This window comes from Planktomarina temperata RCA23 (assembly GCF_000738435.1).
In the GTDB taxonomy this organism is placed as follows: Bacteria; Pseudomonadota; Alphaproteobacteria; order Rhodobacterales; family Rhodobacteraceae; genus Planktomarina; species Planktomarina temperata.
Genome location: NZ_CP003984.1, coordinates 3,105,921 through 3,125,421, shown reverse-complemented (window position 1 = coordinate 3,125,421; position 19,501 = coordinate 3,105,921). Strand labels below are relative to the sequence as shown.

Genomic DNA, 19,501 nt, shown 5'->3' with positions numbered 1-19,501 from the left:
GGGCATGACGCAGATCGTCACAATTAGTTTCTTTCGTTTTGGGTCCGTTCGCTCGCGACTTTGGGCCTTCGCTATGATGGGTCTGGCCAGAGGGCAGATGTCGCGCGTACCGGGTATTGGATTTTGGAAATTATTTGGATCTGGCTCCAATGAAGGCTTTACGCCCAAACCCAATGTGTCTGTCTACGCGGTGCTGGCGACTTGGCCGGATCGGCAAACCGCGGAGCGCAGCTTGCAACAGAGCGCTATCTTCGCACGCTACCGTCAGCAGGCGATCGAAAACTGGACCGTTTTTATGAAAGCGGAGACAGCGCGGGGCCAGTGGTCGGGCCAAACTCCATTTTCCGCAACGACTCAAAATCAGAATGGCCCGCTTGCGGTGATCACCCGCGCCACGCTGCGGCCGCGAAACCTGGCCCGATTTTGGCGCCGTGTCCCTAATATTTCACAGGTGATTGGCCAAGATCCCAATGTTGTTTTCAAGATCGGAATTGGTGAAGTGCCCTGGTTCCAACAGGTGACCTTCTCCATATGGCCCAGCTTGGAGCATATGAACAATTTTGCACGCAAAGGGCATCATGCGCGGGCCATTCAGGCCGTGCGGATGGAGGGATGGTTCAAAGAAGAACTCTACGCCCGGTTTACCCTCATCGCAGACACAGGCACTTGGGAGGGCGACTCCCCTCTAAAAAAACTGGATATCTCATGAAGCAGCCTTTTCCTTTCTCAGCCATTGTTGGACAGGATGATATGAAACTGGCCATGGTGTTAACCGCTATTGATCCATCGATCGCAGGGGTTCTTGTCTTTGGAGAGCGTGGCACCGGCAAATCTACGGCGGTGCGGGCTTTGGCGGGACTGTTGCCGCCAATCCTCGCTGTAAAGGCCTGCCCGGTGAATAGCGCGGACATCAAAGATTGCCCCGCGTGGTGCGAAATATCGGACGCGCGTGTGCAAAGCATTGCCACGCCCGTTGTGGATCTGCCTTTGGGCGCGTCGGAGGATCGTGTCACCGGGGCGCTCGATATCGAAAAAGCATTAACCAAGGGTGAGAAAGCCTTTCAACCCGGCCTATTTGCCCAGGCGAACCGCGGGTATCTTTATATAGATGAGGTGAATCTACTTGAAGATCACATTGTGGATCTTTTGCTGGATGTGGCGCAATCGGGTGAAAATGTCGTGGAACGCGAGGGTCTGTCCATTCGCCATGCCGCGCGTTTCGTATTGGTTGGCTCTGGCAATCCCGAAGAGGGCGAATTGCGGCCGCAATTGATGGATCGCTTCGGACTGTCTGTCGATGTGCTGTCCCCTACAAATATTGATGAAAGAATTGAGGTCATAAAGCGCCGCGACGCTTATGAGAATGACCATGAGGCCTTTATTGCGCATTGGCAGTCGGAAGACGCCACTCTGCGGGCGCGCATTGTTGCTGCGCGCGCCGCTTTGGCAGATTTGCAAACTGCCGATAGCGCCCTGCGCCGCGTCGCGGAGCTTTGCATCGCCTTGGGTTCGGATGGGTTGCGCGGGGAATTGACGCTTTTGAAAGCGGCGCGGGCCTTTGCTGCATTTGCAGGTGATGAGGCCGTCACAGATGAGCATATCCGCAAGACCGCCGTGCTGGCCCTGCGCCATAGATTGCGCCGCGATCCTTTGGACGAGTCTGGCTCAAGCAGTCGGGTGGCGCGGACCGTCTCAGAAATTTTAGGCGATTGATATGACCCTTTGGGAGAGGGCGCAGCTGGCGATTACGCTCCTTGCGATAGATCCCCACAGGCTTGGGGGCTTGGTTATTCGTGCCCGCGCCGGCCCCGCTCAGGCCGCAATGCTTGCCGCCGTTCAATCGCTCGATCTGGCCAAGGTCAAGTTGCAGCATCACATGACGGTTGAGGTTCTCAACGGCGATATTGATTTAACGGCCTCTTTGGCGGGGCGCCAATTGGTGACGCGCAAAAGTATTTTTGACTGCGCTCCGTCATTGTTCATACTTCCTATGGCGGAGCGCAGCGCACCACAGTTTTCTGCGCGAATATGCCAAGCCTTGGAGGAGGGCCGTGGTCATGCTCTTCTCGCCTTGGATGAAGGCGTGGAGGTCGGGGATGGCCTGCCGGATGCGCTGACAGATCGCCTGGCGTTTCATGTCACCCTCGAAGATTTGGCCCTGCAAGATTTATCACCCATGACATTGCCCAGATCATTGGAAGACATCCGCGCTGCGGTCCGTGGTGTAACTCTGCCGGCTGATGTGATGGAGGAGGCTGTTATCCTGGCCGCGTCGCTCGGCATTTCCAGCCTGCGTGCTCCGCTCTTGCTGGGCTATGCGGCGCAAGCTCATGCCGCCCTTCACGCCCGATATGAGGTGACGGAAGAAGATTTAAAACTGGCCGTGATGCTGGTTTACCCACATAGGGCCACGCGCTTGCCTCAGGATCCAGAGCCGGAGGCGCCATCTGAACAGACAAACCCAGCGGAGGCGCCGCAAGACCCAAATCAAGCCATACCGCCGAAGGACTTAATGATCGAAGCCGTCAAGGCCGTCCTGCCGCCGGGTGTTTTGGCCCAGTTGCAAACTGTGGTAAAACAGCCTGCGTCTGGCTCGGGATCTGGCGCGCGCCGCAAAGGAAATCACCGCGGGCGTCCCTTGCCGGCCAGATTGGGCCCCAAGAACAGTGGGGCCCGGGTTGATCTCGTGGCCAGCTTGCGGGCCGCAATTCCTTGGCAAACTCTGCGCAAGACCGCAAACCCTGAGGCCGTGGGACCGATTTTCAAAGCCTCTGATTTGCGTCATAAACGCTATGAAATTGGGTCAGATCGCCTGCTTATTTTCACGGTGGATGCGTCAGGTTCCGCTGCCGTTGCTCGCTTGGCTGAGGCCAAGGGCGCGGTCGAACTGCTGCTTGGCGAGGCCTATGCTCGACGGGATCATGTGGCGCTTTATGCGTTCCGTGGAACGGGGTCCGAGGCGTTACTGCCTCCAACAAGATCACTTGTGCAAACCAAAAAGCGGCTGGCCGCGCTGCCTGGTGGCGGAGCCACGCCCTTAGCTGCCGGGCTTGCGGCCGCGTTTCAACTTGCATTGCAAGAACGGCGCAATGGTCTGACGCCGACGTTGATTTTGCTAACTGATGGGCGTGCCAATGTGGCGCTTGATGGATCGAATGATCGCGCGCAAGCGGCGGCGGACGCATTGATGTTGGCACAAAAGATTGCTGAGGCGCAGATCCCGGCTTTGGTTATCGATACAACCATCCGGCCAGAGAAAACGCTACAAACCCTGGCTGGGAAAATGCGGGCACACTACATTGCTTTGCCCCGCTCGGATGCAAAATCAGTGTCCGGTGCCGTCTCTTCAGCTTTGGCGCATTCGTGATGAACTGGCAGCACGCAAAGCCATATTGGCCCTTTGCGCAGTATTCGCAGTTTACGCTGCAAAAACCGCATTTATGGCATATTCAGGATATCGGAACTGGGCCGGTGATTTTGCTGATTCATGGTGCTGGCAGTACAACCCACAGCTGGCAACACCTCGTGCCTTTCCTAACGGATAGATACCGCGTGATTATGGTGGATCTGCCGGGTCAAGGCTTTACCCGCCTGGGTGCGCAGCAACGTTGCGGGTTGGATCACATGGCTGAAGACCTAACCAGCTGTTTGACGGCGCTTGATCTCGCGCCCAAGGTCATTATTGGCCATTCCGCGGGCGTTGCAATTGCGCTTCGCCTTGCGGAGCTTGCGAAGTTTGACTGTAAAGTTATCGGGATCAACGCTGCGCTTGATCACTTTCGCGGTGTCGCGGGGGTTTTATTTCCGCTTTTGGCAAAGGCCATCGCCAACATGCCGTTCTCAAGCAGTCTCCTGAGTAAAATTGCCGGTCATGATCAAACAGTCGATCGCATTCTCAAAGGCACCGGTTCAACTCTGACGGCGGCGGATGTAGAATTTTACAAAGAGTTGATGCGCAGCCGCTCTCATATTGGGGCCACCTTGCAGATGATGGCGCAGTGGGATCTTGAACCGCTATTGGCGCGGTTGCCGAGATTACAAACTGAGACCCATCTGATTGCGTCTTCCAATGATCTCGCGGTGCCCTGCGCAACCTCCCAACGGGCGGCCGCTTTGTTGCCGAATGCAGATTACCAAGCCCTGCCCAATCTTGGGCATCTGGCGCATGAAGAGGACGCCGCCACCATCGCCGCTTGCATTGCGCCAATGTTGGATTTGGGCTGCGCCTCTGGAACATAAGGTCGGCCGCGACGGGCAACCCTCACCCGGCCACCGTCATCAACCCGAAGTTGCACCTATCATCCAAACCTTAAAATATCTTGTATAAAAGCCGTTTTTTGCGTAGCACTTCCACCTATGGGAAAGATTGATGTGTCGAATTTAAATTTTGAGAGGTTGGAGCCTCAGATCTCCGAAGCTGCGCGGTTGATGGAGATGTTGTCGCATCCTGCGCGGCTGCGGATTCTTTGCACCATGCTGGGCGGCGAAAAAAGTGTACAGGAGTTGGCGATCAATGCGAGCCTGTCACAGCCGGCCATGTCGCATCATTTGCGCAAGCTGCGCGACTCCGAGTTGGTGAACACCCGGCGCGACAAGCAAACCATATATTATTCCCTGAAAGGCGAGCATGTGGCGGCCGTGTTGGAAGTCTTGCACGGCTTATACTGCAGCGAGCTTATTCTTTAAGCGGCGCATCATCGGCAGCTATTTTCACAGCGCTTGCGTCTGCTTGGCTCAAGTCCTCTGGCTCTAAAAGAGGCGGGAAATCCTCATCTGACCGCGCCATGTGACCTACGATCAACGGCAGCATATCTGGGCTCACCGCCTCGGACATTGGTGGGCGTTTCCAAGCGATGCTGTCTATGGCTTCACAATTGAGACAGACTGGCTCCCAATCGTGATGCACATGCCCGCAGTTATCGCAAATCCACTGTGGGTCGCGCTGGGCGGAAATGGCTTGGGTCAAGAGCCGGCGCACAGATTGATCATCGGCCCCGTCGCCGCGCTCAATGGCCGCGAGAATGGTCAATGCGCGCATTGTGGGATCGGTCTTTGCAAGGTCCCCAAGCGCCTGCCGGGCCGCATCAAAATCGGCCATTGCGACGTAAAGTTCCGCCATCAGCATTTTGGTTTCGGGATGAGATTCTGTACCTTTGGTAAACTGTCCAAACCGTTTGAGCCGGGCCACGGAGGCTTCATCCGGGGCGAGGGCGGCAAAACCGGCCGCGAGGTCTGGATGGGGCGCCAATTGCCAGGCCGCGCGCAGAATGCGGCTTGCCTGTTTGACATTATTTTGTTCCCGATGGCCTTCGGCGGACAGTAGGGCGCCGGGCACCAAACCGGGTGCAAGCCGGTTGGCTTCAACCGCGTAGATTTGCGCCTCTTCCAACTTGCCCTCTGCGCGCAAATCACGGGACTGGGAGAGGGCAAAAACCGCATCGCGGCGCTTGTGCACATCTTTTGGTAAACTCCCATGTTTCAGCTTGGCGGTCAGGGTTGTCCGTACCCCGCGCCAATCTTCTTGGCCCGCTTGCAGTTTGAGCAACACATCCTGTGTTTCGCCATGCCGCGGCTTAAGTGCAAAAGCATGTTCAGCCAGTTTCAGCGCCACTTCTGTGTCGCCATCCTGCAAATGTTGTTGCAGTAGGCCATAGGTGCCAACAAAACGGGTTTTGGGATCTTTTAGCAATTTCTTATAAGTCGCCTTGGCGGTCTGCCGATCTCCATTGGCCACAGCGGCCTGTGCCATGATCAAATTGGTCAAATCTGGGCGGTTCAGCAGGCGATCGGCTTTTCTTGCCTTGGCCATTGCATCGCGACCATCGCCGCTGGCCAGAGCCATCAACCCATCGGAAAGAGCTTCAAACCCGCGGCGCTCACGGTTGCGATCGAAATAGCGCGACAGGGCGGTTTCATCGCCATTGATAAACCGTAGAAGCGCAACCACCAAACCCAAGAGTTTGAGCACAAGCCAAAAGCTTACCAGCAAACCCAGAACCAATAGGGCAGCTTGCAGCGCGCCGAAGGACAACTCCAATCCGGCATATTGAATCATGACGCCGCCTTGCGCCTCCATCAGGCGGCCGGCGCCAAAGCTGATGAGCATCACCATGGCCACGAAACTTAGGATTTTAATGAGGGACCAAAGCATTCTATTTTCCTCAATTGCCGCTTAGGGCGCTGGACAATTCTGAAAGTGCGGCTTGCACAGCCACGCGGCTTTGTGCAGCGGCGATCCAATCTTGCAGGTGATTTTGGCCCAGTTGCGGCAGGGCAGAGAGTTCTGAAAGAGCCGCAGTCAGATCGCCCTTGGTCACGGCCGCTTGCGCGCGCGACAGCACAGCCTCTGCTGAATTGCCCGGCTGCGGCTCTAAAGACCGGACGCCAAACTGGGCTTTCAAAAAGGCGAGCAGGCGGTTCTCCCCCGTCTGAGGCCCCTCGGCCAGACGTATCGCCTTCAAAGCGGCCCGCGCGGCGGGCGAAAACCGATCTTGCAAGCCTCCCAGTTGAGCCACGCCATCCTTGGCATGGGCCTGTAAGGCTTCGGGCAGGTCAACCTCTGTCGCGGAGATCAAATCAGAGAGGGCCGCTTCATAGCCTGCGCCATTTTCGGCAGCGGCTCTGATGGCATTGAGCGCCGCAGTGATGGTGCCGGTCCGTGTGCGGGCGTCAGTGGTCATTTGCAGCTCTTCTGCTTTGGCTTTTGTTTGCTCTATCTGTGCGCTTGCCGATTGCACGACCTCCGCCAGATCGCTGCGCAATTTGGCCAGCTCGCTTTCGTAGGCTTTGATCGCTTGGGGAGAGACGCTTTGCGCCAATGGCTGCTTTTCCGCCTCCTCAAGTCGAAGGGTAAGCGCTTGCAGCTGTGTTTCAATCTTTGTCTGGCGCTGGTCGATGTCACGGCGCAGCGCGTCAATCGCTTCGGTCATGGCAATGAGTGTGGCGCTGTGATCTTTCGGTGCGGGCTTGGCTTGGATTTGTTTAATCTGCGTCTCTTGCTCCGCCAGCTGCTTCGCCAGAGTGTCTTGCGCAGAAACGATGGGCGCCAGAGGATCTGAGGGGTTGAGATAAGCAGGCAGGACTGCGGCGCCAAAGCCGAGCCCACCGGCCAAAACCCCACCAGCTAAAAACGGCAATATGACCTGAAATTTCGAACTATTGGGGGTGTCGCGCGCCGCGGGGTCCTCTGGCGGAGCCGTGCCAGGGTCCGATTGCTCCACCAGTTCAGCATCCTCAATGGGCCGCTCGGTTGCGTCTTTAGGATCTTTATTGGACACGATTTTTACCTTTTGTATTTCGCCCTGTTTCAAACCTATCCGCCTGGGCAAAATCTCTCAACCACTCTTCATATCCATGAGCGGTATTATGACTGCCACCATGGCTTGTCTGTTGGGTTGGGCGGCTGTGGTGATCTGACCAAAGCCAGCCTCTTGGCACAGCGCGGCTATGGTGGGGCTCAAAGCCACGGCCCAATGCGGCCGCCAATCCAACGCAAGTTTCCCGAGAAGTTTGGCGCTGCGGGCAGAAAAAATCGGCAAAATGACGGGTGAGGATCGACGCAAAGCCTCATGAGTTTCTGCCTGTAGAGGAAGCGCGATTTGCTCATAGACAACCACGTTTTCAACCGGCAAGGGGGTGCTGCGAAAATGCTCCGCCATGTTGAGGGTTGTATGGCTGCCCCGTAGATGCAGCAGCGGTCCCTCTTGGCAGACTGTTGGTAGGGCTTCGCAGAGGTCTCTGGCCGTATCGGCCAAATGATATGCGTTCAGCCCCAAGGCGCGCGCGGCTTGGCTGGTGGAGTCTCCAACGCAATAGCACGGCAACCGCGACCCTCTGAGTGCCACTGGCAAATATGACAGCGCGTTGGCCGAGGTGATGATCAACCCTGTGCAGGCTGAGATGTCACAGGCTGTCTCGACCGGGGCAATCTTCATGATTGGGTCAATTGTGATTTGATCTGGCTGCACACCCTGCGCGATGAGCGCATCCGCAAAGTGACGTGCTTGGGTATGAGGGCGCGTGAGCAATATATTGGGCAATCGTCCACCGTAGGATTGAGCAGGAACTGCAACGATGTTAGGCCTTAGGACAAATTTGCGCAACAGGGGCCGAGCAATGAGCAAATCAAAGGACGTGTCATGACTGTGTGCATTCTGGGCGCCGGCGCCTTCGGTACGGCTCTGGCGGTTGCCCTGTCGGATCGCCATGACGTCCGCCTATGGGGACGCGACGGGGCAGCGCTCCGTGAGATGGCGCAGAGCCGCAAATCACCGCGGTTGCCAGATGTTACCTTGGTTGAAAATATCACGGTGACCTGTGATGCCAAAATGGCCCTACAGGGCGCGGACTTCATATTGAGTGCCATTCCATTGCAAGCCACCCATGCGGCCTTGAGCGAATTGGTGCCTTTGTTTGCCGGTCAGCCGTTGATTGGGTGCAGCAAGGGGGTGGATCTGACGACTGGTCTGGGTGGTTATTCGGTGTTGCGATCCGTTTATGTGGCAGGCCCTTCAGGCTTGCTGACGGGTCCAAGCTTTGCCGCGGATATCGCGGGCGGCTTGCCAACAGCCTTGACCCTTGCTGCCGCGGCGCAAGAGGATGCCGGCGCCTGGCAGGCGGCTTTGTCCACAGAAACATTGCGGCTTTATACCTCGAGTGATCCCATCGGGGCTGAGCTTGGTGGGGCGTTGAAAAATGTCATTGCTATCGCCTGTGGCGCCACTATTGGCGCGGGGCTTGGGCAAAGTGCGCGGGCGGCGCTCATCACGCGCGGACAGGCCGAAATCATGCGCTATGCGGTGAAACTTGGCGCGCAACCAGAAACTTTGGCGGGTCTGTCAGGCTTTGGTGATCTTTGTCTCACATGCACATCCCAAAAATCACGAAACTACCAATTCGGTCTCGCACTTGGGAGGGGCCAGGCCTTTGATAAGGCGGTCACCGTAGAAGGCAGGGCCACAGCTTTGGCGCTTTTGCCGATCATGGAGCGGCTTGATATCGATATGCCGATTACAAAAGCGGTTGCGGGCCTGTGTTCTGGCGCGATAACTGTGTCGCAAGCTTTGGCAGCCCTCATGGCGCGGCCCCTCAGAAAGGAATTATAATGCGTATTGCTGTTATCACCCGCGATAAACCTGGACATCTGCACCTGCGCGTGGAGACGCGTGACGCGCATTTGGCCTATATTAAGGAGACTGGCATTGTTGAAATGGCAGGACCGTTTTTGGACGACGCCGAGCAAATGTGCGGGTCGCTGATTGTTCTGGAGGTTGAAAATATGGCTGCAGCGCAGGCTTGGGCCGAAAATGATCCCTATAACAAGGCTGGATTGTTCGAAAGCGTGACGCTGAGCCAGTGGAAGAAAGTCATCGGCTGATGGCCTATTGGTTGTTCAAATCGGAGCCAGCCACCTGGTCCTGGGCAGATCAACAGGCAAAAGGCGAGGCCGGAGAAGAATGGGACGGCGTGCGCAATTATCAGGCACGCAATAATATGCGCGCGATGCAGCTGGGCGATCAGGCGTTTTTCTATCATTCGCAGAGTGAGAAGGCGATTGTCGGCATCGTGGAGGTCTGCGCCCTGTCGCATCCAGACAGTCAAACCGAAGATCCTCGGTGGGAGTGTGTTGATATCCGTGCCGTCAGGTCATTGGCCAAACCTGTCACCCTGCACATGTGTAAAGAAGACCCGCGACTGGCGGATATGGCTTTGGTCAAATATACACGGCTTTCGGTGCAACCGGTTCGCGATGAAGAATGGGACATTATTCTTGAGCTGTCGGCGCGGTGAACCGCGCGCTTGTCGCGGTGCTTTACATAGAATTTTTACCTTTTTAACATAGGCCTATTCTTATTCGGAGGCATATTATGGAAATTTTCAATGTATTGGCGGCGGCGGCCGCATCATTTTTCTTCGGTGCCCTTTGGTACATGGTTTTATCTGGACCTTGGATGGCCGCGTCTGGCGTGGCGCAAGGGGCAGATGGCAAGCCGTTGAATGCTTCAAACCCACGGCCCTATATTCTGAGTGCGGTCTCGGCAGTTCTGGTCGCCGGGATGATGCGCCATGTGCTCGCGGCCAGTGGGGTGACCTCCATCTCTGGTGGTGCGATTGCTGGGTTTGGTATTGGCGCGTTTTTGATTGTGCCCTGGATGATGATGAACAATGAATTTGCCGGCAAGCCGTTTCAATTGACTGTGATTGACGGCGGCTATGCGGTGATCGGATGCACCCTCATGGGCGCGGTATTAATGGCGTTTTAATCTCAAGCTTGGCGGGGCGAAAGCGGTGCAAATTTTGCCAGCATAGCCCTTGATCTTTGGGGTCCATACCTCATATGCAAATGACAAGCTATGAGGAGCGCCGCAGATGACAAAAGCCCTAACCCGTATTCAGGAGTTCCTCAAGCTGGAGGCCAGCGCCGGGTTGGTGCTGATGGCCATGGCGCTCTTGGCCATGCTCTTTGCCAATACAACCCTTGCTCCGATCTATTCTGGAATATTGGACACAAATGTTCGTATTGGGATTGCCAGTTTTGAGATTTCAAAACCGGCACTTTTGTGGATCAATGACGGGCTCATGGCGATTTTCTTCTTCCTGGTCGGGCTGGAGATCAAGCGTGAAGTTCTTGCCGGTGAGCTGTCGAGCTTTGATAAGGCTGCCCTGCCCATTATAGCGGCGCTGGGCGGAATGGCTGTGCCGGGTTTGGTCTATTATTTCATCAACTCGGGATCCCCAGAAACCCTTGTGGGATGGGCTATCCCAACGGCAACAGATATTGCGTTTGCGCTCGGAATTTTGGCTTTGGTCGGCAGCCGCGCGCCTTTGGCGTTGAAAGTCTTCCTCCTGGCCGTGGCCATTATTGACGATCTCGGCGCAATTGTGATCATTGCGGTATTTTATACCTCAGACCTGTCCACCAATGCGCTGACCCTTGCTCTGCTTGGGTTTGCCGTAGCTGTCGGATTGAACCGCGCTGGGGTGAAACGCGCGGCGCCTTATGTTTTGATTGGCGTCTTGATGTGGGTTTTTGTTTTGAAATCTGGTGTGCATGCGACCCTGGCCGGAGTGATGATCGCCTTAACCGTTCCGATGAAGCGCGAGGATGGCGACCACTCTTTGCTCCACCATCTTGAGCATGCGCTGCATCCTTGGGTTGCTTATATGATTTTGCCGATTTTTGCATTTGCCAATGCGGGTGTCACACTCACGGGTTTGACCTGGGCCGATTTTGCACAGCCTTTGACCCTGGGTATTGCCGCTGGGCTGTTTATTGGAAAACAGATTGGGGTCATGGGCGCCACAGTTCTTGCGGTTAAAACCGGGTTTGCGCGGCTGCCGCAGGGTGTCAGCTGGAGGCATATCTACGGCATTGCTGCGCTGACGGGGGTGGGTTTTACCATGAGCCTCTTCATTGGATCTCTGGCCTTTGGCGCGGATGACAAGATGAATGCCGTGCGCTTAGGTGTTTTGCTGGGATCTGTGGTTTCAGGCCTATTTGGCTATGTGATCTTACGCAGCGCGCCGCAAAAAGCACTGACTGCCGAAGACCACCCCACGACAGGCTAAGGATCTTACCGCTGCTGTTGATTTCTGCCAAGGCGCTGCATAAATATGATGTAGCTGTGATCGTGAAATTTATTGTAAATGACTCGCATGTCTGACCTCCGCCCGATCGACTGCACCGCATGCCCTATTCGGCACTGAGGCATTGGGATGGTTTGCCCGACCAAAGGACTTTGTGAGTGGCTCAGCACGGTTAACCTGCCCTGCAGCTCAGCCAAGACCGCCGACCCGCGCGCGCCGAATGGCTGTATGGCGTTTGCCCAGAGCGCGCAGATATGTTGCTCCACCCTGCCGTCATTAGTCACGAGCCTTTGCAGTTCGCGTATAATATGCACTGAATCGGTCGCCGACATAGCCACGATAATAGTCTTCACCCCTTACTCAACCGTTACAAATTATTGAATCAATGGCGTCTTATAGAATATATAAGCAATCTTTTCAATAAATTAAGATTTCTCCATTTCTGCATTCCGGGCCGCCGCAATCATGTGGCTTGCCAATTCATCATAGGTTTGTGACCAAGCCGCATGTTCCTTCGGTCCAAAATCAGGGCCCAAAAAATCTGCAAAAGTCGTTAACAAAGCGCGTTTCACAAACGCATAGTGTTCTTCTGTGACCCCATAACCCACATGGCGCACGGACAGATCGCATGCGGCCGGGAGGAGAGTTTCTGGTTCGTCAAGATGGTCCACAACGAAGGCCAATGTGTCCATCAATTTTTCGCCCTGCGATGTGAGATCATTTTTAAATAATGCCTCCGTTTCCGGTGCTATTCGAAACAGATTCGCGTAAAAAATCAGAGCGACTTGCATCTTGTTCAAGGCTGCAAGAGACCAGGTTTTGCGAATGCAATTCAGGTTTGTTTAGGTCATGAATCCATTTCAAGTATCAATAGTGTAATAATAATCTCATTAATGGATAGACTTTTGTAGTAGGGGGCAACCGAAATTTCTCATTCATTAGAATAGTATAAAGATACCAAAGTATAGGATATTTTGTGAAACCTCTGGACACCGCCATGTCAACGCAGTCCCGGGGCCAGCGCTGCCTGGTTTTGCCACGGGTCATGGAGATTTACGATTTTCGCGTATCTACGCGGTCTTTCTATAGGAGTAGCTCTGTGGGGCTGACCACCCGCTGAGCGCTGCGCCTGAATGGGGGTTGCTGGCGCCAAATGCCTCCTTCATGTACAAAATCACCGAAAATCTTCCTGAAATTTTCTCAAGGTGTAAAAAAAGTATTACTATTTGTGGCAAAAATATTTGTGACAGAATAGTTAATACCTCAAGGATGGCGGACTGGTTGAACGACCAACCGCGATTTCAGGGAGGAAAACATGAAATCTCTATTTAACACAGTTGCTGCTGTTGCAGTTGCGACCACAGGGGCCACTGCGGTCTCTGCTCAAGATCTTACAATTGCGATCGTCAACAACGGTCACATGATCAATATGCAAAAAGTTGCAGAAGCCTATACGGCTGAAACCGGCGTGAACCTGAACTGGGTTGCTCTGGAAGAGGGCGTTTTGCGCGAGCAAGTAACGTCCGATACAGCCACAGGTGGCGGTCAATACGACATTATCAACATCGGCATGCAAGAAGCTCCAATCTGGGGTGCTGCGGGTTGGATCGAGCCGCTGAAATTCAGCGCCGATTATGATGTAGACGATATCCTGCCCGCCATGCGTGCCGGTCTGTCCCACAATGGCACACTCTACGCTGCGCCGTTCTATGGCGAATCTTCCATGGTTATGTACCGCAAAGATTTGGCCGATGCCGCTGGTGTAAAAATCCGCGACAATGACAGCTGGGCCAATGTTAAAGGCGCCGCAATGGCGATGCACGACCCAGACAATGGCGTTTATGGCGCCTGTTTGCGTGGCAAGCCAGGCTGGGGTGATAATGGGGCCTTCATCACAACTGTTGCCAACTCATTCGGCGCGCGTTGGTTTGATGAAAACATGAAGCCACAGCTGGATTCCGCAGCTTGGAACGAAGCTGTAAGCTTCTACGTTGATCTATTGGCGAACTACGGCCCTCCAGGTTCTGAAGGTAACTCCTTCAACGAAATCTTGGCGCTGTATAACCAAGACAAATGTGGTCTGTGGATCGACGCGACCATCGCGGCCTCTTTCCTCGAGAATCCAAATGTTGCTTATGCGCAGTCACCAAATGCTGGTAACCCAGTGGGTGCGAACTGGCTATGGGCTTGGGCAATGGCAATTCCTGCCGGTTCCCCAAATGCAGAGGCAGCGCGTGACTTCATCGAGTGGGCAACGTCTAAAGACTATGTTCAGGCCGTCGGCAACCACCCAGACTTCGGTTGGGGTTCTGTTCCAACAGGTCAGCGTGCGTCTACATATGACATACCTGAGTTCAAAGCTGTTGCAGGTTTTGCTGCCGCTGAAATGGCCGCGATCGACTCTGCTGCTCCAGAAGCGACTGACCTGAAGCCATATGTAGGTGTTCAGTTTGTTGCGATCCCTGAGTTCCCAGAAATCGGTTCTGCATTCGGTCAAGAAATGGCTGCTGCTTTGTCCGGCGCGAAATCAGTAGAAGATGCTTTGGCTGCGGCTCAAGCGGCTGCTGTCGCCATCATGGATGAAGCTGGCTACTAATCGGTTCCTTCCGATGGAGGGGGAGGCGGTGTGCCGAGCATATCGCCTCCCCTGACACCTCAAGTCTCTTAAAACTCTAAAACCAATCCCATATCTAAGGATTACTTTCCCATGGCTAACCGCACGCTTCCAAGACTGTTGCAAGCCCCCGCAGTTCTGATGCTGCTGATGTGGATGCTGGTGCCACTGGGAATGACACTGTTTTTTTCCTTTATTCGCTACGTTCTGAATAGCCTGCGCCGGCCAGAATGGACCACGCCATCCATTGAGAATTGGCGAGGTTTGGGAAATTATAAGTATGTGCTTGACGCCAAAGATTTTTGGTTCGCAATACAAAACAGTGTTTTCATCGTGGTCAGCATTTTGGTCTTCACCGTTGTCTTCGGCTTGTTGATCGCCGTATTGGTGAACCGCAGCTTCCCCGGACGGGGCATTGTGCGCGTTTTGCTGATTTCACCGTTTTTCGTGATGCCCGCCGTGAACGCGGTGCTCTGGATCAATATGATCTTGGATCCGGTCTTGGGTCTCAATGGTCTCGTTGTCGCGGGGATCAATGACCTGGTCGTGGGTCTGCGAGAGTTTCCGCTCATTGGGCCATTTTTCTCTATGTGGCCAGAGCTTGAACCCATATCATTCCGTTCCAGCCAGACGTCTGCCTATGCTGTGATCATGATGGTCACATGGCAGTGGACGCCCTTTGCGGTTCTCATTTTCATGACCTCTTTGCAGTCTGAAGATGAATCGCAAAAAGAGGCGGCCATGCTTGATGGTGCCAGCCCCTGGTCGCAGTTCATCAATCTAACCGTGCCGCATTTGGCCCGCCCCATTGCCATTGTGGTGATGATCCAATCGATTTTTCACCTGTCTCTTTATGCCGAGATTGAGATTGTCAGCCGCGGCAATGGCAACAAAAACTTGCCGTACTTGATTGGTGAATTCACGTCCAACAATATTGGTGCTGCAAGTGCCACGGGCATATTCGCCGTAATTCTCGCCAATATCATCGCAATATTCTTGTTGCGCATGGTTGGCAAAAGCTTGATGGATTAGGACACAGACAATGGCTGCAGTTGCACAAACCACTCCCTTAAGCAGACTCCTTTGGCCGACTTTGGCTTGGATCATTGCATTGATCTTTTTCTTTCCGATTTTTTGGTTGGTGTTCACCAGCTTTAAGACCGATGCCGATGCGGTAAAGCCAGAACATTTATTCTTCTTTACCCCGACTTTGGAAAATTATGCGAATATGACAGAAAACTATGACTATTGGCGCTTTGCGATCAATTCGGTCATCACTGCCACATTCGCCACGGCCTTCGCCCTGGTGGTTGGCGTGCCGGCGGCCTATGCGATGGCGTTCGATCCAAGCCGCCACACCAAGGATATTTTGGTCTGGATGCTGTCAACCAAGATGCTCCCCGCTGCTGCGGTTCTCTATCCCATGACGTTTTTGACCAAGAATATGCTCGGTCTTTTTGACACGCATTTTCTGATTATCGTGGTGCTTTGTTTGATTAACCTGCCAATCGTGATCTGGATGTTGTTCACCTATTTCAAAGAAATTCCCAAAGATATCATCGAAGCGGGCAAAATGGATGGGGTGAGCACTTGGGGCGAGATTAAGGATATTTTGATCCCTCTGGCCTGGGGCGGCATTGCCTCAACCGCGCTTTTGACGTTCATCTTTTGTTGGAATGAGGCCTATTGGACGGTACGTCTTACAACTATTGATGCGGCCACCTTGTCAAAACTCATTGAAGGCAACCGTGCGCCTGAAGGTTTGTTCTTTGGTCGCCTCTCGGCTGTATCGACGGCGGCTGTTGGGCCAATCGTCGTTTTAGGTTGGTTTTGCCAAAAACAATTGGTCCAGGGTCTTACCTTTGGGGCGGTTAAATAATGCTCCGAACTTTGGTCATCACATCTTTGCTGGCAGCAGACCGTAACGGCGGGCTGGGGTAAGCCATGTCTATTATCCAGCCGCAAATTGAGTTTATTGACAGATCCACAAGGAGCATCCGCTACCTTGAGCATGGCCTGCCGACGGATTTGTGCCGCTGGCACAGCCATGAAGAATATGAGCTGCATTTCATCGCAGAAACCCGTGGCAAGGCCTTTGTGGGCGATTATATTGGTGATTTTGGACCGGGCGCGCTCTATCTCACCGGCCCGAATTTGCCGCATAATTGGGTGACGGATGATGTCTGGGCGCGCGAGGTCAAGATCCGCGACATGTTGGTTCAGTTCAATCAATCCAGCTTTGATGCATTGAAAATGGCCTTTCCTGAATTTGCCGATATGCAGCGCATGTTGACCCTATCGCAATCTGGCATTGAGTTTGTTGGGTTTAACCCGACTTTCGCACGCGGCCATATGGAAGCCATTCGTGATGCCCGGGGGCCAGAGCGGATCGTGGCATTTTTGCGCCTGATGGTGCGGGTGAACGAACATGCTGAAAAGAAGGTGCTTTCAGTCAGTAAAATGGTTCAAACGGATGGCAACGGAAAACAGGCGCGTATCGGTGAGGTTATTGACTTTGTCCTGAATAATTTTGCGGAAGATATCTCCGTTGAGCGCGCTGCTGCAATTGCGCGCATGTCTCCCGCGGCGTTTTCGCGTAATTTTCAAGCGACCACAGGTCATAAATTCGTCGAATTTGTGACTCGGATTAGAATTGGGCAGGCTTGCGGTATGCTCTATGCCACCGATGCACAGGTCTCGTCGATTTGTTTCGATGTGGGATTTCAAAACCTGGCGAACTTCAATCGCCATTTCTTAAAGATGAAGCACATGACCCCCACCGAATATCGTCAAACTGCGCAAGCTGAACTGGCCTCCAATTTAGGAGTTGTCTCATGAACCGAATGTCTTCTCCGGCCTTATTTGAGACAGGTTATGACCGCACAGATTGCGAAATCGGCATCGTGCATTTGGGTTTTGGCGCCTTTCATCGGGCCCATCAGGCACTTTATGTCGATGACTACATGGATCAAACGGGGGATCTGCGGTGGGGCATCGCGGCGGTCAATCTGCGTGCTGCGGAATCGCCCAATTTTGCCGGTCTTAAAGAGGCAAGCCGTGGCTATGTGCTCAAATCTATGTCCAGCAGCGGGGATGTAGATTTCCGCCGCGTTCGGTCGCATGTGAAATTTTCTGACTGGGCGGATAACACTGAGGAAGCCGAAGCGCTTCTGGCGCGGTCATCGGTGCATATGGTGACGATCACCGTTACCGAAAGCGGCTATTATATGGACGAAACCGGGGCGCTAAACCCTGAGGATCCCAGCATAGTTGCAGAGTTAGGCGGCGGTGCGCCGTGCACCATCTATGCATATTTGACCCGCGCTTTAACTCGCAGGCAAGCCGCCGGATTGGGCGGGATTTCGATTTTATGCTGTGATAATATTCGGCGAAATGGCAAAATGTTGAAGCGCAACCTCTTTGCCTATCTTGATTTGATCGGAGCCGAGGATCTTGCCCAATGGGTTCGCAGCTGTGTTACATTTCCTTGCTCTATGGTTGATCGGATCACACCGCGCAGCACACAGGCTTTGCAAAGCGAAGTGGAGGCCCTCGTTGGCCCTGACCCCTTTGCACCGGTGATGGCTGAAGATTTCACGCAATGGGTAGTGGACGATCATTTCGCTGCCGCGCGGCCGGATCTCACGCAGGTGGGCGTCACCTTCACTAAGAATGTGGATCCCTATGAAGAAGCAAAAATTCGCATCCTCAATGGGGGTCACACTTGCTTGGCGTATTTGGGCGCTTTGGCTGGACATCACACTTTTGATCAGGCGATGGCGGATCCGGAGCTTTTTGCACATTTTGAAGAATTTGAACGCGGCGAAGTGTTGCCCGCATTGGTCGAGGCGCTGCCATTCGACAAAAACCTCTATCTTGATCAAATCATCATGCGGTTCAAAAATGCGTCCATCGGGGACACGGTTGAGCGGATCTGTGCGGATGGGTATCTGAAATTCCCAATCTTCATTCATCCAACCCTTGCGGGATGCCTGAAACAGGGAATTTTGCCGCGCGCTGGTCTGCGCGCAATTGCGAGCTGGTATGTCTTTTGTAAGCATATCGAGGCTGGAACTCTGCCAATCGCATATGGGGAACCCTATTGGGACAATCTGCGCGAGCTGTTGCAGGCGGGCCAAGTCGATCGGTTTGCGCGATCCGCTTCGCTTTGGGGCACCCTGCCGCAAGACCACCCGGAATTTACGCCAGCGTTGATCGCTGCAATCACAGAAATGGAAAAAAAATGGCCAGTCTAAAAATTCGTGACGTGAAAAAATCTTATGGTGATCTTCAGGTCATGCATGGGGTGGACTTGGATGTTGAAGAAGGTGAATTTGTTGTCTTCGTTGGGCCGTCTGGCTGTGGCAAGTCGACTTTGCTGCGGATGATTGCGGGGCTGGAAGAAGTCACTTCCGGTGAAATTTCCATTGGCGATAAAGTTGTAAATGAAGTGGCGCCGGCCAAGCGTGGCGTGGCGATGGTGTTCCAATCCTACGCGCTTTATCCGCATATGACCGTGTTCAACAATATGGCGTTTGGTCTCAAACAGGCCAAAACGCCGCCAAAGGAAATTGATCGCCGGGTGCGTGAAGCCGCCGAAGTGCTGCAGATCACCGATTATCTCGACCGCAGCCCGCGCAACTTATCGGGCGGGCAGCGTCAGCGCGTGGCGATTGGCCGGGCAATTGTTCGCGATCCCGAAGTGTTTTTGTTTGACGAGCCCCTGTCCAATCTCGATGCCGCTTTGCGCGTGCAGACCCGTTTGGAAATTGCCCGTTTGCATGAGCGGTTAAAGTCCACAATGATCTATGTCACCCATGATCAGGTTGAGGCTATGACGCTCGCCGACAAAATTGTCGTCATGCGTGCGGGCCGGGTGGAGCAGATTGGCTCTCCCATTGATCTCTATCGTAACCCCTCCAATGCTTTTGTGGCGCAATTTATCGGCAGTCCGAAGATGAATTTTTTCACCCAGGCAGATTTGGCCAAAAACGGCAGCAAGTCTTTGCCAGCTGCGGCCACTGGTGCACATATTGGTATTCGCCCAGAGCATCTGACAGGCTGCACGGAAGCCAAGGCCCTTGTTGGTGGTACATTGGATCTGGTGGAGCAATTGGGCGAATATGCTTTGGTGCACTTGGTGAGCGCCTCTGGCGAGGCCTTCATTGTGAAAATGGAGCATCCGCCAAAAACTGCAAAAGGTGAGACCATGTGGTTTACGGCGCAAAGCGATGCTCTGCACCTATTTGATCAAAGCTCAGGTCTGCGCATCGAGGCCAATAGCTCGTCCAGCTAATATTG

Annotated in this window: 20 protein-coding genes; 16 read left to right on the top strand and 4 right to left on the bottom strand. The window is 54.0% G+C overall.

The window, feature by feature from the left end; all coding sequences use genetic code 11:
* Positions 1 to 4 precede the first annotated feature (4 nt).
* From crtA to RCA23_RS15040, 5 genes are all read left to right on the top strand, one after another.
* Positions 5 to 709 (top strand): spheroidene monooxygenase, encoded by a 705-nt coding sequence (crtA, locus tag RCA23_RS15060; RefSeq protein WP_044051645.1) that lies wholly within the window; start codon positions 5 to 7, stop codon positions 707 to 709.
* Positions 706 to 1,713 carry a magnesium chelatase ATPase subunit I gene (gene bchI, locus RCA23_RS15055; RefSeq protein WP_044050999.1) on the top strand — a complete coding sequence of 336 codons (1,008 nt, stop codon included), beginning with the start codon at positions 706 to 708 and terminating at the stop codon, positions 1,711 to 1,713. Before crtA ends, bchI begins: the two co-directional genes overlap by 4 nt.
* 1 nt (position 1,714) lies before the next feature.
* Positions 1,715 to 3,367: a magnesium chelatase ATPase subunit D gene (bchD, locus tag RCA23_RS15050; protein WP_052377223.1), complete on the top strand. Its 1,653-nt coding sequence runs from the start codon at positions 1,715 to 1,717 to the stop codon at positions 3,365 to 3,367.
* Positions 3,367 to 4,239 (top strand): alpha/beta fold hydrolase BchO, encoded by an 873-nt coding sequence (gene bchO, locus RCA23_RS15045; protein WP_052377222.1) that lies wholly within the window; start codon positions 3,367 to 3,369, stop codon positions 4,237 to 4,239. The genes bchD and bchO overlap by 1 nt, the downstream gene beginning before the upstream one ends.
* Before the next feature lie 117 nt (positions 4,240 to 4,356).
* The gene (locus RCA23_RS15040) at positions 4,357 to 4,686 is read left to right on the top strand and encodes an ArsR/SmtB family transcription factor (protein WP_044050998.1); all 330 of its coding nucleotides are present in this window, start codon (positions 4,357 to 4,359) and stop codon (positions 4,684 to 4,686) included.
* On the opposite strand, the gene RCA23_RS15035 is transcribed toward RCA23_RS15040, so the two are convergent.
* The 3 genes from RCA23_RS15035 to RCA23_RS15025 are packed head-to-tail and all read right to left on the bottom strand — an operon-like array spanning position 4,676 to position 8,027.
* A complete protein-coding gene (locus RCA23_RS15035) occupies positions 4,676 to 6,151 on the bottom strand; it encodes a heme biosynthesis protein HemY (protein WP_044050997.1) in 1,476 nt (491 codons plus the stop codon). The genes RCA23_RS15040 and RCA23_RS15035 overlap by 11 nt on opposite strands.
* 10 nt (positions 6,152 to 6,161) lie before the next feature.
* Positions 6,162 to 7,277 (bottom strand): hypothetical protein, encoded by a 1,116-nt coding sequence (locus RCA23_RS15030; RefSeq protein ID WP_081870993.1) that lies wholly within the window; start codon positions 7,275 to 7,277, stop codon positions 6,162 to 6,164.
* Between the two features lie 57 nt (positions 7,278 to 7,334).
* Positions 7,335 to 8,027: a uroporphyrinogen-III synthase gene (locus tag RCA23_RS15025; RefSeq protein ID WP_169701432.1), complete on the bottom strand. Its 693-nt coding sequence runs from the start codon at positions 8,025 to 8,027 to the stop codon at positions 7,335 to 7,337.
* A 111-nt stretch (positions 8,028 to 8,138) separates the two neighbouring features.
* On the opposite strand from RCA23_RS15025, the gene RCA23_RS15020 reads away from it, so the two are divergent.
* The 5 genes from RCA23_RS15020 (at position 8,139) to nhaA (ending at position 11,568) form a co-directional block, all read left to right on the top strand.
* Complete coding sequence (locus tag RCA23_RS15020) at positions 8,139 to 9,104, top strand: NAD(P)H-dependent glycerol-3-phosphate dehydrogenase (protein ID WP_044050994.1); 966 nt, start codon at positions 8,139 to 8,141, stop codon at positions 9,102 to 9,104.
* Complete coding sequence (locus RCA23_RS15015; RefSeq protein WP_044050993.1) at positions 9,104 to 9,376, top strand: YciI family protein; 273 nt, start codon at positions 9,104 to 9,106, stop codon at positions 9,374 to 9,376. Before RCA23_RS15020 ends, RCA23_RS15015 begins: the two co-directional genes overlap by 1 nt.
* Positions 9,376 to 9,789, top strand: a complete 414-nt coding sequence (locus tag RCA23_RS15010) for an EVE domain-containing protein (RefSeq protein ID WP_044050992.1) — start codon at positions 9,376 to 9,378, stop codon at positions 9,787 to 9,789. The genes RCA23_RS15015 and RCA23_RS15010 overlap by 1 nt, the downstream gene beginning before the upstream one ends.
* A 77-nt stretch (positions 9,790 to 9,866) precedes the next feature.
* Positions 9,867 to 10,262: a DUF1761 domain-containing protein gene (locus tag RCA23_RS15005; protein WP_044050991.1), complete on the top strand. Its 396-nt coding sequence runs from the start codon at positions 9,867 to 9,869 to the stop codon at positions 10,260 to 10,262.
* A 106-nt stretch (positions 10,263 to 10,368) separates the two neighbouring features.
* Positions 10,369 to 11,568 carry a Na+/H+ antiporter NhaA gene (gene nhaA / locus RCA23_RS15000; RefSeq protein ID WP_044050990.1) on the top strand — a complete coding sequence of 400 codons (1,200 nt, stop codon included), beginning with the start codon at positions 10,369 to 10,371 and terminating at the stop codon, positions 11,566 to 11,568.
* A gap of 443 nt (positions 11,569 to 12,011) precedes the next feature.
* Here the strand turns inward: nhaA and RCA23_RS14990 are convergent, their stop codons facing one another.
* Positions 12,012 to 12,377 carry a globin domain-containing protein gene (locus tag RCA23_RS14990; protein ID WP_052377221.1) on the bottom strand — a complete coding sequence of 122 codons (366 nt, stop codon included), beginning with the start codon at positions 12,375 to 12,377 and terminating at the stop codon, positions 12,012 to 12,014.
* Between the two features lie 524 nt (positions 12,378 to 12,901).
* Here RCA23_RS14990 and RCA23_RS14985 point away from each other — a divergent pair.
* From RCA23_RS14985 to RCA23_RS14960, 6 genes are all read left to right on the top strand, one after another.
* Positions 12,902 to 14,182: an ABC transporter substrate-binding protein gene (locus tag RCA23_RS14985; RefSeq protein WP_044050987.1), complete on the top strand. Its 1,281-nt coding sequence runs from the start codon at positions 12,902 to 12,904 to the stop codon at positions 14,180 to 14,182.
* A gap of 111 nt (positions 14,183 to 14,293) precedes the next feature.
* A complete protein-coding gene (locus tag RCA23_RS14980; RefSeq protein WP_044050986.1) occupies positions 14,294 to 15,232 on the top strand; it encodes a carbohydrate ABC transporter permease in 939 nt (312 codons plus the stop codon).
* Positions 15,233 to 15,242: 10 nt separating this feature from the next.
* Positions 15,243 to 16,079, top strand: a complete 837-nt coding sequence (locus RCA23_RS14975) for a carbohydrate ABC transporter permease (protein ID WP_044050985.1) — start codon at positions 15,243 to 15,245, stop codon at positions 16,077 to 16,079.
* Positions 16,080 to 16,144: 65 nt separating this feature from the next.
* On the top strand, positions 16,145 to 17,038 hold the full coding sequence (locus RCA23_RS14970; protein WP_044050984.1) for a helix-turn-helix domain-containing protein: 894 nt from the start codon (positions 16,145 to 16,147) through the stop codon (positions 17,036 to 17,038).
* Positions 17,035 to 18,456 (top strand): mannitol dehydrogenase family protein, encoded by a 1,422-nt coding sequence (locus tag RCA23_RS14965; RefSeq protein ID WP_044050983.1) that lies wholly within the window; start codon positions 17,035 to 17,037, stop codon positions 18,454 to 18,456. Before RCA23_RS14970 ends, RCA23_RS14965 begins: the two co-directional genes overlap by 4 nt.
* Positions 18,444 to 19,496 (top strand): ABC transporter ATP-binding protein, encoded by a 1,053-nt coding sequence (locus RCA23_RS14960; protein WP_044050982.1) that lies wholly within the window; start codon positions 18,444 to 18,446, stop codon positions 19,494 to 19,496. The genes RCA23_RS14965 and RCA23_RS14960 overlap by 13 nt, the downstream gene beginning before the upstream one ends.
* Positions 19,497 to 19,501 lie beyond the last annotated feature (5 nt).

What these genes read in the sequence shown, in the direction of transcription:
- RCA23_RS14960 (WP_044050982.1), top strand. Translation starts at nt 18,444, where the DNA reads ATGGCCAGTCTAAAAATTCGTGACGTGAAAAAATCTTATGGTGATCTT.
- bchO (WP_052377222.1), top strand. Translation starts at nt 3,367, where the DNA reads ATGAACTGGCAGCACGCAAAGCCATATTGGCCCTTTGCGCAGTATTCG.
- crtA (WP_044051645.1), top strand. Translation starts at nt 5, where the DNA reads ATGACGCAGATCGTCACAATTAGTTTCTTTCGTTTTGGGTCCGTTCGC.
- RCA23_RS14970 (WP_044050984.1), top strand. Translation starts at nt 16,145, where the DNA reads ATGTCTATTATCCAGCCGCAAATTGAGTTTATTGACAGATCCACAAGG.
- RCA23_RS14980 (WP_044050986.1), top strand. Translation starts at nt 14,294, where the DNA reads ATGGCTAACCGCACGCTTCCAAGACTGTTGCAAGCCCCCGCAGTTCTG.
- nhaA (WP_044050990.1), top strand. Translation starts at nt 10,369, where the DNA reads ATGACAAAAGCCCTAACCCGTATTCAGGAGTTCCTCAAGCTGGAGGCC.
- bchD (WP_052377223.1), top strand. Translation starts at nt 1,715, where the DNA reads ATGACCCTTTGGGAGAGGGCGCAGCTGGCGATTACGCTCCTTGCGATA.
- RCA23_RS14990 (WP_052377221.1), bottom strand. Translation starts at nt 12,377, where the DNA reads ATGCAAGTCGCTCTGATTTTTTACGCGAATCTGTTTCGAATAGCACCG.
- RCA23_RS15015 (WP_044050993.1), top strand. Translation starts at nt 9,104, where the DNA reads ATGCGTATTGCTGTTATCACCCGCGATAAACCTGGACATCTGCACCTG.
- RCA23_RS14965 (WP_044050983.1), top strand. Translation starts at nt 17,035, where the DNA reads ATGAACCGAATGTCTTCTCCGGCCTTATTTGAGACAGGTTATGACCGC.
- RCA23_RS15040 (WP_044050998.1), top strand. Translation starts at nt 4,357, where the DNA reads ATGGGAAAGATTGATGTGTCGAATTTAAATTTTGAGAGGTTGGAGCCT.
- RCA23_RS15010 (WP_044050992.1), top strand. Translation starts at nt 9,376, where the DNA reads ATGGCCTATTGGTTGTTCAAATCGGAGCCAGCCACCTGGTCCTGGGCA.
- RCA23_RS15035 (WP_044050997.1), bottom strand. Translation starts at nt 6,151, where the DNA reads ATGCTTTGGTCCCTCATTAAAATCCTAAGTTTCGTGGCCATGGTGATG.
- RCA23_RS14985 (WP_044050987.1), top strand. Translation starts at nt 12,902, where the DNA reads ATGAAATCTCTATTTAACACAGTTGCTGCTGTTGCAGTTGCGACCACA.
- bchI (WP_044050999.1), top strand. Translation starts at nt 706, where the DNA reads ATGAAGCAGCCTTTTCCTTTCTCAGCCATTGTTGGACAGGATGATATG.
- RCA23_RS15020 (WP_044050994.1), top strand. Translation starts at nt 8,139, where the DNA reads ATGACTGTGTGCATTCTGGGCGCCGGCGCCTTCGGTACGGCTCTGGCG.
- RCA23_RS15005 (WP_044050991.1), top strand. Translation starts at nt 9,867, where the DNA reads ATGGAAATTTTCAATGTATTGGCGGCGGCGGCCGCATCATTTTTCTTC.
- RCA23_RS14975 (WP_044050985.1), top strand. Translation starts at nt 15,243, where the DNA reads ATGGCTGCAGTTGCACAAACCACTCCCTTAAGCAGACTCCTTTGGCCG.